The 12,710-nt window shown below is 70.8% G+C and carries 11 protein-coding genes; 3 read left to right on the top strand and 8 right to left on the bottom strand.

The genetic code is table 11. From position 1 onward, the window contains the following. Window positions 1-200 precede the first annotated feature (200 nt). From AADR41_RS38275 to ssd, 6 genes are all read right to left on the bottom strand, one after another. A complete protein-coding gene (locus AADR41_RS38275) occupies window positions 201-530 on the bottom strand; it encodes a TadE family type IV pilus minor pilin (RefSeq protein WP_446751184.1) in 330 nt (109 codons plus the stop codon). Between the two features lie 85 nt (window positions 531-615). Beyond that, window positions 616-831: a DUF4244 domain-containing protein gene (locus AADR41_RS38270; protein WP_371099623.1), complete on the bottom strand. Its 216-nt coding sequence runs from the start codon at window positions 829-831 to the stop codon at window positions 616-618. 42 nt (window positions 832-873) lie between these two features. After that, on the bottom strand, window positions 874-1,686 hold the full coding sequence (locus AADR41_RS38265; protein ID WP_446751183.1) for a type II secretion system F family protein: 813 nt from the start codon (window positions 1,684-1,686) through the stop codon (window positions 874-876). After that, on the bottom strand, window positions 1,683-2,546 hold the full coding sequence (locus tag AADR41_RS38260; protein ID WP_342286784.1) for a type II secretion system F family protein: 864 nt from the start codon (window positions 2,544-2,546) through the stop codon (window positions 1,683-1,685). The genes AADR41_RS38265 and AADR41_RS38260 overlap by 4 nt, the downstream gene beginning before the upstream one ends. Before the next feature lie 14 nt (window positions 2,547-2,560). Further along, window positions 2,561-3,709 (bottom strand): TadA family conjugal transfer-associated ATPase, encoded by a 1,149-nt coding sequence (locus AADR41_RS38255; RefSeq protein ID WP_342286782.1) that lies wholly within the window; start codon window positions 3,707-3,709, stop codon window positions 2,561-2,563. Then, complete coding sequence (ssd, locus tag AADR41_RS38250) at window positions 3,706-4,767, bottom strand: septum site-determining protein Ssd (RefSeq protein ID WP_342286787.1); 1,062 nt, start codon at window positions 4,765-4,767, stop codon at window positions 3,706-3,708. The genes AADR41_RS38255 and ssd overlap by 4 nt, the downstream gene beginning before the upstream one ends. Window positions 4,768-5,333: 566 nt before the next feature. On the opposite strand from ssd, the gene AADR41_RS38245 reads away from it, so the two are divergent. Beyond that, a complete protein-coding gene (locus AADR41_RS38245; protein ID WP_342286781.1) occupies window positions 5,334-6,170 on the top strand; it encodes an HAD family hydrolase in 837 nt (278 codons plus the stop codon). A 631-nt stretch (window positions 6,171-6,801) separates the two neighbouring features. Here AADR41_RS38245 and AADR41_RS38240 read toward each other — a convergent pair. Next, window positions 6,802-7,626: an oxidoreductase gene (locus AADR41_RS38240; RefSeq protein ID WP_342286780.1), complete on the bottom strand. Its 825-nt coding sequence runs from the start codon at window positions 7,624-7,626 to the stop codon at window positions 6,802-6,804. A 102-nt stretch (window positions 7,627-7,728) separates the two neighbouring features. Between AADR41_RS38240 and AADR41_RS38235 the strand changes: the two genes are divergently transcribed. After that, window positions 7,729-8,724: an ATP-binding protein gene (locus tag AADR41_RS38235; RefSeq protein WP_342286779.1), complete on the top strand. Its 996-nt coding sequence runs from the start codon at window positions 7,729-7,731 to the stop codon at window positions 8,722-8,724. 182 nt (window positions 8,725-8,906) lie between these two features. On the opposite strand, the gene AADR41_RS38230 is transcribed toward AADR41_RS38235, so the two are convergent. Continuing rightward, window positions 8,907-10,382, bottom strand: a complete 1,476-nt coding sequence (locus tag AADR41_RS38230; protein ID WP_342286778.1) for a hypothetical protein — start codon at window positions 10,380-10,382, stop codon at window positions 8,907-8,909. A gap of 282 nt (window positions 10,383-10,664) precedes the next feature. Between AADR41_RS38230 and AADR41_RS38225 the strand changes: the two genes are divergently transcribed. Further along, window positions 10,665-12,710 (top strand): SulP family inorganic anion transporter (locus AADR41_RS38225; protein ID WP_342286777.1); only part of this gene is annotated, 2,046 nt, incomplete at its 3' end.

The raw sequence follows: 12,710 nt of genomic DNA, 5'->3' as shown, positions 1-12,710 counted from the left end.
GCCCCTGCCCCTGCCTGTGCTACTGCCGCTGCCGCTGCCGCTGCCGCTGCCTTTGCCACTGCCCCTGGCCCTGCTCAGCCACGCGAGGGCAGCCGCGCGCCCGTCCCCACCAGTCCTGCCAGTCCTGCCAGTCCTGCCAGGCCCGCCCTTCCCGTCGGTCCCACCAGGCCTGCCCGTCCCGTCAGTCCCGTCAGTCCCGCTCATTGCGTCGCCCCCACCGTGTCCTCGGCCATTGCCGCCGCCTCCGCGTGAAGCGTCAGGGACAGCGGGCCCGGCCCCGGTATCGGCGCCGCCACCCGTACCCTCCACAGCTCCCCGGTCCGATCCATCTCGACCTCGGCCCCGCCGGGTGCCGCCGAACGAGTCACCTCCAGCACCTGCGCCTCCGGCTCGGAGCGGGCTGCCGCCCTCGCCCCGGCCCTCGCCGCGTCCACGCACCGGATCTGGGCGGAGGCGGCCATCAGCGCCCAGACCAGCGCCAGGGCGAAGATCGCCAGCACCGGTACCGCCATGGCCGCTTCCGCGGTCACCGCGCCGCGATCCGACGCTCGGGCGCCCGGTCCCCCGTCCGCGGTGCGGAAACGGCCTCCGGCGCGCGCTCCGGGAAGACCGCTCTCAGAACTTCGCATCGAGCGCGTCCTTCAGCAGCGACTGCAATGCGGACATGACCGGCTGGCTGGTGACCACCTTGTAGAGCACCGCCGCGAACGCACAGGCCGCGATCGTCCCCACCGCGTATTCGGACGTCGTCATTCCACTGTCCTGCCGGACCCGACGCGCCATGCCCCGCACCCAGGTCCTGATTCGCTGCACCATTCCGACCCCCGCCATTTCTTAATTCATACTGAATGGATATTTACTTTCCTGTTTCGGTCATACGGTCTGAAGCAGTCCTGTCGCCAGACCGATCACCACAGGTGCCACTCCGACCGCCAGGAAGGCGGGCAGAAAGCAGAGCCCGACCGGACCGGTGATCAGCACGCCTGCCCGCTGGGCGCGGGCCACGGCAGCACTCGCGCGTTCGGCCCGCATCGCCTCGGCCAGCCGAGCGACCGGCTCCGCCGCCGGAGCCCCGGTCGACCCCGCCCGCTCCAGGCACCGGGCCAGCGCACTCGCGCCCGGTATCTCTCCGAACCGCCCCCAGGCCGCCGCAGGTTCGCCACCTAGACGGATCTCCGCGGCCGTGCGTGCCAGACACCTGCCGACCGGTCCGCCGACCGACTCCCCCACCGCCTCGGCCGCCTCCCGGGGCCCGGCTCCTGCGGAGATACAGGCCGCCAACAGATCGGCCGCCAACGGGAGCCGGCGTGCGGCCTCCGCCATCTCCGCGAGCCCTGCCCCTGGTTCGGGCCGGTTTCGGTCCCGCTGCCACCGCCGGGCGCCGTACGCCCCCACCAGCCCCGCCACGAACCCCGGCAGACCGCCGACCAGGACAAAACCCACCGCGACGACGCCGAGCGGCGCGATCCACTCCTTCACCCGGACACCGAACGCCGTACGTCCGCGCCCTCCCCTGCGCCCACTCCGGCGTTCCGGCCCGCCCATCGCCAGCAGTGCCGCGCCCCGGCGGCGTACCGCCCGCCTGTGTCGGAGCCCCGCCAGGGCAAGAGCCGGACAAACGACCGCGCTCAGCACCGCGCACACTGCCGCCATCCGATGAGCGGCTTCGCCGACGACTCCGCTCATGCCGCTTCCCCCGCCCGCACGATCCGGGCCGCCCAGCAGAGCCCGGCCGCCTCCAGCAGCCCGCCCGTCACCAGACAGGCCAGCCCGGCCGGGGTGTGCAGCAGCACCCGCAGCGGATCGGCCCCGAGCGCCGCGCCCAGCCCCAGGCCCACCACCGGAAGCAGCGCCAACACGGTCACCGTCGACCAGGCGCCCGCCAGTTGGGCCCGCAACTCCTCCCGTCTGCGCCACTCGGCCCGCAACGCGCCCTCCAGGCGGTCCAGACCCGCCGCCAGCCCGGCACCGCCGTCGACCGCAACCCGCCAGCAGGCCGCCACTCCGGCGAGCCCGTCCAGCCCCGGCTCCCGCGCCGCCTGCGTCAGCGCCCCCGGCACATCGCCCCCGAACCTCGCCGCGGCAACCACGCCGGCCTCGGCCGCCCCCATCACCCCGGTGCCACGCAGCGCCACCAGCAACGCCTGCCCGGGTTCATGTCCGGCCCGCAGCTCACCCACGACCGCACCGCACAGCGCCACCACCCCGGCCGCCCGTCGCTCCCGCTCCTTGCCCAGAGCCCGCCCGCACAGCCACCTCCGCACCAGCGGCACGGCCAACGCCCCGGCCGGCAGCGGCAGCACCGACTCCCCCAGCACGGCGACGAGCAGTGCCACCGGGACACAGAGCCACTCCCGCCGCTCCGCCGACCACTTCCGCAGCCACGTCCCGGCCCGCTCCCAGCACGCCCGCAGCGACGGCCGGACAGCCTCGTCGACGAACAGCACCCGGGCCCTCCGCCGCCCGTGGTCCTGCGCCACAGCCAGCCAGGCCGCCACCCCGGCACACAGGGCCACCGCACAACCCGCGCCGGCCGACAGCCCCATCGGCCCACCACCGGTCACAGCGCACCCCCGATCAGCGACCGCAGCCGCTCCCAGCCCCGCTCCCGTACGAATCCATCGGCGCCCCAGCGCAGCGCGGGTACGGTCACCACCAGCCCTGCCGCGTCCCGCTCCAGAACCTGCACCTCGGCGATCCGCCGCTGCCCGGCCCGGTCCCGTACGAGATGGACCACCACCGACAGCGCGGCCGCCAACTGGCTGTGCAACGCGGTCCGATCGAGCCCCGCCGCCGTCCCCAGAGCCTCAAGGCGGGCCGGTACGTGCTCGGCCGCGTTGGCGTGAACCGTCCCGCACCCGCCCTCATGGCCGGTGTTCAGCGCGGCCAGCAACTCGGTGACCTCGGCGCCGCGCACTTCTCCGACCACCAGCCGGTCGGGCCGCATCCGCAGCGCCTGCCGCACCAGGTCCCGGAGGGTCACCCGGCCCGCACCCTCCTGGTTGGCAGGACGCGACTCCAGGCGCACCACATGCGGATGGTCCGGCCGTAACTCCGCCGAGTCCTCGGCGAGCACGATGCGTTCCCGCTCCCCGACCGCACCCAGCAGACTCGACAGAAGCGTCGTCTTCCCGGCCCCCGTGCCTCCGCTGATCAGGTACGAGACCCGGGCCTCCACCAGAGCCCGGAGCACCCGGTCACCGCCCGGTGGCACCGTCCCCGCGGTGACCAGCTCCGCCAGTGAGAAGGCCCTGGGCCGAACCACCCGCAGCGACAGGCACGTCGAGCCGACCGACACCGGGGGCAGCACGGCATGCATTCGGGTGCCGTCCGGCAGCCTCGCGTCCACCCAGGGGCGGGCGTCGTCCAGCCGCCGCCCCGCCACGGCAGCCAGCCGCTGCGCCAGCCTGCGCACCGCGGCGGCGTCCGTGAAGGTCACCCCGGTGAGTTCGAGGCCCCCGCCCCGGTCCACCCACACCCGGTCCGGTGCGGAGACCAGCACATCCGTGACCTCCGGATCGGCGAGCAGGGGCTCCAGGACTCCGGTCCCGACCAGCTCGCCGCGCAACTCGTCGGCCGCACCGAGCACTTCGGCGTCCCCGAGGAGCCGCCCCTGGGCCCGCAGCGCGGCCGCGACCCCGGCCGGTGTCGGAGCGGTGCCGCTCTGCGCGAGCCGCTGCCGTACGGCGTCGAGCAGCGTCTCCGTCATGACGCACCCCCACCGGCGCGTCCCCCCGCGCCCTCCGGGGCGAGCGCCCGCTCCCAGAACGCCGCGCAGAACCTGGCCAGCGGACCGCGCGCGCTGCCGCCCGGGGGCGCACCGTCGTCCTGAGCGGTCAGCAGCCCGGCTTCGAGCGGGAGTTCACCGGCGAGCGGGAGCCCCAGTGCCTGTGCCACCCATCGCTCGTCGAGGCCCGCCGCGTACGGCCCGCGGGGCACCACTCGCAGGTCGTCCAGGATCATTCCGGCCATCGACGCGACCCGCTTGGCCGCCGCGACCGCGCGGAGCTCCCCCGGCACCACCAGCAGCCCGAGGTCCAGCTGCGCAAGCGCCTCGGCCACCGATTCGTCGACCCTGCGCGGCAGATCGACGACCACCACCCCTCCGAGCCTGCGGGCGGCGGCCAGCACGGCCTGCATGGCCTGCGGCGGGATGACCACCCAGTCGTCTCGGCCCCAGCTGAGCACCCGCAGTCCGTGCAGTGCCGGCAGCGACTCCTCCAGCGCACCCCCGCCGACCCGCCCCTTGGAGTGGGCGAAATCCGGCCATCGCATTCCCTCGGCCCGTTCGCCCCCGAGCAGCACGTCGATGCCCCCGCCGAGCGGGTCGCCGTCGATCAGCATGGTCCGCCGCCCGGCCCTGGCCGCCGTCACCGCGAGGGCACAGGCCAGCGTGGACGCGCCCGAGCCACCCCGGCCGCCGATCACTCCCACGGTGAGAGCCGGCCGGCCCACCCCCTCCGCCGCATTGGCGATCTGGTCGACGAGCCAGCCCTCCGCATCGGGCAGCCTCAACACATGTTCGGCCCCGATCTCCACGGCCCGGCGCCAGACGTCCGGTGCGTCCTGGTCCCGGCCGACGAGCATCACGCCCCGCCTGCGCACCGCCCCTCGGCATCGCCGGGCCGCATCGTCGCCCACGAGAACCATCGGCGCCTGTTCCCAGGTGCCTCTGCTTTCGGGCGGCGAGTGATGAACTTCCGGCTCCGCTCCGGCGGCGGCACACAGCCGCAGCAGATCGTCGAGCAGTTCCACATCCTCGGTCACGATCAGCGGTCCGCCCCGCCGCCCTCCGGCGGCGGGGAGAGGATCCCGCGCGATGGACTCGGCCACGATCTCCACCCCCTTCTCACTGCACCTTCATCGCGGTTCGCGGTGATCTCGGAGTGTTCCGGGATCGGCGATTCCACAACCCGCGGACTTCGCGGCTGGAATCACCGTGCAGCGCTTCGGAAAATCGTGTGGATCTTGCTCAAAAACTGTGGACAACTCCACCGTTGTGAATAACTCCGTCGCTCATACCGGCGACTTCCGGAGTGCAGTACTTCCGCTACGCACCGTGACGAGTCATGGTGGTGAGGGACGGACCGAGAAGCGGGCCGTCACGACCGAAATGGAGGCGGAATGCTTGATTCCGAACGACAGAAACGTGTCCGGACATGCGACGACCCCCGCCGGGGGGGAGAGCGGGGGTCGTCCCCACGGCCGACTCGGGGGGGGAGGAGCCGGACCGGGTTAGCACGGTCGCGAACGATCCGTGACTTCCATGGTGTACCCGAGAGCCTTCTCAGGCAAACCCACGCGCCAGAGTTTACGCCGAATGGTGTCCGCCTATGCTCTGCCTTGTGGAAAACCGCTTCTTGCCGCGCACAGCCGCCTTCTTTGACCTGGACAAGACGGTCATTGCGAAGTCTTCGACGCTGACCTTCAGCAAGTCCTTCTACCAAGGCGGACTGATCAACCGCCGCGCTGTACTGCGCACCGCGTACGCACAGTTCGTGTTCCTTGCCGGGGGCGCAGATCACGATCAGATGGAGCGGATGCGGGAATATCTCTCCGCACTCTGCAAGGGCTGGAACGTCCAGCAAGTGAAGGAAATCGTCGCCGAGACCCTGCACGAGCTGATCGACCCCATCATCTACGACGAAGCGGCGACGCTCATCGAGGAGCATCACACCGCCGGGCGCGATGTGGTGATCGTCTCGACCTCGGGCGCCGAGGTCGTCGAGCCGATCGGCGAGCTGCTCGGTGCCGACCGGGTCGTCGCCACCCGAATGGTCGTCGGTGACGACGGCTGTTTCACCGGTGAAGTCGAGTACTACGCCTACGGGCCGACGAAGGCCGAGGCGATCAGGGCCCTCGCGGTGTCGGAGGGGTACGACCTCTCACGCTGCTACGCCTACAGCGACTCCGCCACGGATGTACCGATGCTGGAGTCGGTCGGCCATCCGCACGCGGTCAATCCGGATCGCGCCCTGCGGCGCGAGGCGACCGTCCGAGAGTGGCCGGTTCTCGTCTTCGACCGGCCGGTCCGGCTCAAGCAGCGACTGCCCGCGCTCTCACTGCCGCCCCGTCCGGCACTGGTCGCTGCGGCAGCAGTGGGAGCGGCGGCCGTCACGGCGGGACTGGTCTGGTACAGCTCGCGCCGCCGCGCCGCGGCCTCCGCCTGACGCACCCCCGGGCAGGGGTACGGAGCCCTCCGACTCGGCGGTCGGCGCGAAATATCCAACTCGCCCGTAATTGAACCCAAAAGTAAAGAAGTCGGGCCAGCACTACCGCTCACCCCGGCTCTGGAGTACAAATGACTCAACGGCCCGCGAGACCAAGGACATCCGAGAGGATTACCTGTAACGCAGAGACGGCCCCACGGACCGAGCATGAAAACCGAGCACCCACGCGACGTCGACCCGTCGATTACGGGCCAGCCGCACCAGGGAACGGGCAAAGCATCCCGACCTGATGGGCATATATCGAGGACGCATGGTAACTGGGTAGACATGCCAGCGGCGGTACCGAGAACGGTACCGCCGCAACCCTTTTCCCGGGCAGTGATGCCGATCGGCCGACGGAGCCGATCGGCCGGTGAAGCCGATGCGGTGGGCCAATGCGGTAAGCCGGGGCGATAAGTCGACTTGGCGAAGACATTCGTGAAGTTACCGGGATGAAGTTACCCAGCTGGATTTATCTCGACGCGCATCGCGAAAGCGGCGCCGGCGGACTCGAAACCGGCGCCCGATCAGATCGCGGCCCGGGCCGCGATCCGGCCGCTTCCCATTGACCGGCTTCCGCGCGAACGCGTTTCTACGCGGCGCCGCGCTGCAGCGCCTCGCACACCGCCGTCGACTCCCTGACACCCAGCTCCACGGAGCGTCCGCAGTGCGCGATCCAGGCCGCCATCCCCTCCGGCGTCCCCGACAGATAGCCCTCGAACGCCGCGACGTACGCCGCCCGCCCCTGCTCGGCATGCCCCACCTCGGCGGGGCAGATCGACTTGGGGTCGAGCCCGCTCCCGATCAGCACGATCCGCTCGGCGGTCCGCGCGACGAGGCCGTTGTACGACCCGAAGGGGCGCAGGGCCAGCAGTTCGCCGTGCACGACCGCCGAGGTCACCAGCGCGGGCGCCGAGGTGCCGGAAAGAATCAGCCCGGAAAGCCCCTCCAGGCGCCCTGCCACCTCGTCGGCGTCCGGCAGCGGCGCCTCGACCAGCGGCTCGTCCACCGGCTCGCCCGCCAGCCTCGGCCGCCCGACGGCGTCGTCGGGTGCCGCCCCGCCGGCCGCGACCAGATGCAGCCGCGCCAGCACCCGCAGCGGTGACTGCCGCCAGATGGAGAGCAGTTGACCCGCTTCGGCGGTCAGCCGCAGGGCCGCCCCGATCACGTGCGCCTCGCCGTCACCGCTGAAGTCGGTACGCCGGCGCACCTCCTCCAGGCTCCAGTCGGCGCCCGACAGCGCCGCCGAACCACGGGCACCGCGAAGTGCCGCTTCCGCGGTGACCTCATTGCTGCGGCGCCGCATGACGCGGTGACCGTAGACCCGGTCGACGGCCTTGCGTACGGAGTCCACCGCGTCGGCGACCCCGGGCAGGGCGCCCAGGGCGGCGAGCGGGTCAGGGGCAGTCGTACTCATAGGTAATGAGGCTACGCGTCCGCGGCGCCGATACCGCCCGGGAGTGGCCTTCTTCACGAAGTGTGACAGCAGACCGCGATCGCACCGCTACCCTAGGTGAACATGAAGATCGCTTTCGTAGGGAAGGGCGGCAGCGGCAAGACCACGCTGTCCTCGCTCTTCATCCGCCACCTCGCAGCCAATGAAGCCCATGTCGTCGCGGTGGACGCCGACATCAACCAGCACCTCGGGGCCGCGCTCGGCCTGGACGACCAGGAGGCCTCCGCGCTGCCCGCCATGGGAGCGCATCTGCCTCTGATCAAGGAGTATCTGCGCGGCAGCAATCCCCGCATCGCCTCCGGCGACACGATGATCAAGACGACTCCGCCGGGCGAGGGATCGCGGCTGCTGCGGGTCGTCGAGGACAACCCGATCTACGACGCGTGCGCACGCACGGTCCGGCTCGACGACGGGGAGATCCGGCTGATGGCCACCGGCCCGTTCACCGAGTCGGATCTGGGCGTGGCCTGCTACCACTCCAAGGTCGGCGCGGTCGAACTCTGTCTGAACCATCTCGTCGACGGTCCCGACGACTATGTCGTCGTCGACATGACAGCGGGTTCGGACTCCTTCGCTTCGGGGATGTTCACCCGCTTCGACATGACATTTCTGGTCGCGGAGCCGACGCGCAAGGGTGTCTCGGTCTACCGCCAGTACAAGGAGTACGCGCGGGACTTCGGAGTCGCCCTGAAGGTCGTCGGCAACAAGGTGCAGGGCGAGGACGACCTGGAGTTCCTGCGTGCCGAGGTGGGCGACGACCTGCTGGTCAGCGTCGGGCACTCCGACTGGGTGCGCTCGATGGAGAAGGGCCGCCCCGCTCGCTTCGAGCTGCTGGAGGCGGACAACCGGATGGCGTTGCAGGCACTGCAGAACGCCGCCGAGGACTCCTACGAGCAGCGGGACTGGCAGCGCTACACGCAGCAGATGGTTCATTTCCATCTGAAGAACGCGGAGAGCTGGGGCAATGAGAAGACGGGCGCCGATCTGGCCGCCCAGGTCGACCCCGCCTTCGTTCTCGATGAGCGGTACGTGCAGGACGGCGCCGCTCAGCCCGCCTGAACCCCGGCACCCCGCCGGGCCGTCGGCGCCGCCGGACGGACTCGCTCCGCCCGACGGGAGCCGTCGCGTCCCCGAGCGCCGGACAGGATCGGGCCCCCGACCCGTCCGGCGCTCGACGCACGGCCCCGCTGCCCGTCCGGTCCGGCGCATGGCGTGCCGGCCACGCCGGAAGTCCGCACGGCTCAGCGGCCGGGCTTGTCCCCGCCGGGCCCCACGTGGGCCTTGTCGGCGCCCGTGGTCCGGTCGGTGCCGGAAGTTTCCGCTCCGTCGAGGAACGCGGTCCATCCCTTTTCGGGCGCCTGGCCGACATCGAGCGTGCCGAGTTTCGCCAGCGTCGCCGGGTCCTGGGCGTCCAGCCAGTCGGCCAGTTGCCGGAAGGAGACGCAGCGGACGCCCTCCTTGGTGCAGACCGTCGCGATGGTTTCCTCGACGGCACGCATGTAGGTACCGCCGTTCCAGGACTCGAAGTGGTTGCCGATGATCAGCGGGGCGCGGTTTCCGTCGTACGAGCGGTCGAAGGCCTGGAGCAGGCCGTCACGCATCTGGTTGCCCCAGTACTCGTGCATGTCCGGGTCGCCCTGCGTCGTCGTACCGGACTGGTTGAACATGAAGTTGTAGTCCATCGACAGGGTCTCGAACTCACGGCCCGGCACGGGCACGAGCTGCATCGAGAGGTCCCAGACACCGTCCTTCTTCTTCGGCCAGACCTGGTTGTTGACCCCGCTGGAGTCGTAGCGGAAGCCCATCGTCCGTGCCGCTGCAACCATGTTCTTCTGCCCTTCCAGGCAGGGGGTGCGGCCGCCGATGAGTTCCTTGTCGTAGTCGAAGGGGAGCGGCTTCTCCTCTTCGAGGCCCGGGTCGTTGGTCTTCCAGTTCTTCACGAAGGACTTGGCCTGGCTGATCTCGGTCTTCCACTGGTCGACGGACCAGGTCCCGACGCCGCCCTCGGGGCCGCAGAAGTGCCCGTTGAAGTGGGTGCCGATCTCGTCTCCGTCCTCCCAGGCCCCGCGCACCTGGGTGATGGTGTCCCGGATTCCCTCGGTGTCGTTGAAGCCGATGTCGGAGCTGCCGGCGTTGTGCTTCGGCGGGTCGTAGAGCTCCCGCTTGTCCTCCGGCAGCATGTACACGCCGCTGAGGAAGTACGTCATGTTCGCGTGGTACTTCTTGCCGACCTCACGGAAGTGCGAGAACAGCTTCTGGCTGTCCTCACCTGCGCCGTCCCACGAGAACACCACGAACTGCGGGGGCTTCCGACCCGGCGCCAGACGCTTGGCCACGGGCTGCTTCGGCTGGCTGCCGGTGAACGCGGTGGACCCGTCGCCGATGAGCCGGAGGACACTGCCGGGCGCGGCGGGGGCCTTGGGAGCCTCAGGGGCCTTCTTCTTCGGGGCGGGCGCCTTCTTCGCCGCCCCCGGACCGGCGGCACCGGCATCTCCGCCGGAATCGGATGAGCACCCGGCCACTCCTGCGGTCAGCGCGACGGCCACGAACCCCAGGGCGACCCGCCCGACGGCGGCCCTCGTCGCAACGGCCTTCGTCACGGCTGCCTTCGTCGCGACGGTCTTCGTCGCGATCGCCTTCTCCACGACTGCCCTCGTCGCGACGACCTTCTTCGTAACGGCTCTCTTCGCGGCGACTCTCCTCGTGGCAGTCATCATCCGCCCACCTCTTCCCTGCAGGTAATTTGCGTCGAAGTGCCGACACGGAGCGGTCAAGTTCGCACGCAGTCGGTCGAGGTCGATACGACATACCGAATGAAAAGATGCTTATTCACTTCAATGGGTGATCGAGTGGCCCATTTGATCGCAAGTATGGACGCATCTCTTTACTCTCCATTACGATCTGTTTACTGAGAGTTGAGAAATCCCGCCGCTGCACGCCGTGACCCACGGCCGCGTCCCCACATTCCGCGACCGCGCTGCCCCGGAGGAGACGGGAACATGTCTGCTTGCGTCCCCACTCGTCACAACCACCCATCCCGCAGTTCGCGTCCACCACGCGCCTCGGGAGTGAAGCGACCACACAGCCCGCCGCCACCGCGCGGCGGTCGATTCCGTATCGCGGGCGCCGATCTGTCCGCATCGATCACGGTCTTCCTGCTCGCCGTCCCCATGTCGCTCGGCCTCGCCGTCGCCATGGACGCCCCGCTGGAAGCCGGCCTCATCTCCGCCGCGATCGGCGGCATCGTCGCCGGACTGCTCGGCGGCACCCCACTCCAGGTCAGCGGCCCGTCCGCCGGACTGACCGTCGTCACAGCCGAGTTGATCCAGATCTATGGCTGGCGCACCACCTGCGCGATCACCATCGGTGCCGGGCTCCTCCAGATCCTGCTCGGCTCCCTGCGGGCGGCGCGCAGCGCCCTCGCCGTCAGCCCCGCCATCGTCCACGGCACCCTCGCCGGCATCGGCGTGGCCATCGCGCTCGCCCAGCTGCACATCGTGCTCGGCGGGTCGCCGCAGAGTTCAGCCGTGGCCAATGCCCTGGCACTCCCGGACCAGTTGGACCGGGTGAGCCCTGCTGCCCCACTCATCGGCACGCTGACCATCGCCGTCCTGGTCCTGTGGCCCCGGATCCCGGGCCGGGTCGGCAGATCCGTACGACGGATTCCGGCCGCCCTCGCCGCGGTGGTGACCGCCACGGCGGTGGCTGCGATCGCCGCGCCCGGTATCGCCCGGGTCGATCTGCCGTCCTGGAGCTCGCACGCCCTGCCGGAAATGCCGCACGGCCCCGTACTCGCCCTGGCCACCGCCGTGTTCACGGTGATGCTGGTGGCCAGCCTGGAGTCACTGCTCGCCGCGGTGGCCGTCGACAAACTGTCGGCCGACCGCACCGCTGAGCAGACGGCCGCCCGGCCCGGGGCCGGCTCGGCACCGCCGCCCACACCGGCCACACCGGCCACACCCGCATTGGCGCTCGCGCTCCCGTCCGGGACATCGGCACCGGCCGCATCCCTCGCCCTGCCCGCCAGACGCTCCGATCTCGACCGGGAGCTGCGCGCCCAGGGCATCGCCAACACGCTGTCCGGGCTGGTGGGCGGGCTGGCCGTGTCCGGTGGTGCGGTGCGCAGCTCGGCGAACGTACGCGCCGGGGCGACCGGTCGCGCCTCCACCGTGCTGCACGGCGTGTGGGTGCTGCTCGCCACCGGGCTGCTGGTCACCGTGCTGGAGTGGATCCCGCTGGCCGCGCTCGCCGCGCTGGTGATGATGGTCGGTATCCAGATGGTGAGTTTCGCCCACATCCGCAACGTCCATAAGCACCGCGAATTCCTGGTGTACGGGGCGACGATCACCGGCGTGGTCCTCTTCGGCGTGCTCAAGGGCGTGGCGATCGGCATCGCGGTGGCAGTGGCGGTCGCCCTGCACCGGCTGGCCCGGACCAGGATCACGGTCACCGATCAGGGCGGCCGGCATCTGGTCGTCGTACGGGGTCAGTTGACGTTCCTCGCGGTGCCCCGGCTCAGCCGTACGCTCGGCCAACTGCCCCAGGACGGTGACGCCGTCGTCGAACTGGACGGCTTCTTCATGGACCACGCGGCGTACGAGGCGATCCAGGGCTGGAGCACCGCCCAGACGGCCCATGGGGGCAGGGTCGTGTTCACCGGCAGGTCCGGCGGCCGGATCGCCGAGCCTGCTTCGGCGGCGCACTCCTGTTGCCGCCCCTGGACTCCGTGGCGCAACCACCACTGCCACGACCAGCCCGGCCGTGCGCCGGAAGCAAGCCATGACCTCGGCCCCGGCCCACACCCCGGCCCCGGACTCGGACTCGGACTCGGACTCGGCAAACGGTTCACCGGCACCGGCCGCATCCGCCGCGCCGCCCGTACCAGCAGCACCGGCAGCAACTCCAACATCGGCAACGTCGGCAACGTCGGCAACGTCAGCAGCACTGCCGACACCAGCAACCCCGGCAGCGCCGATCACATCGGCCCCACCGACCACGATGCCAACCGTCCAGCCCACCACCCCACGGGCCACCCCGCCGGCCAC

The organism is Streptomyces sp. CLV115, from assembly GCF_038448545.1.
GTDB lineage: Bacteria > Actinomycetota > Actinomycetes > Streptomycetales > Streptomycetaceae > Streptomyces > Streptomyces sanglieri.
Note: the sequence above shows the minus strand (reverse complement) of the source record. Positions and strands in the feature narration are given on the sequence as shown.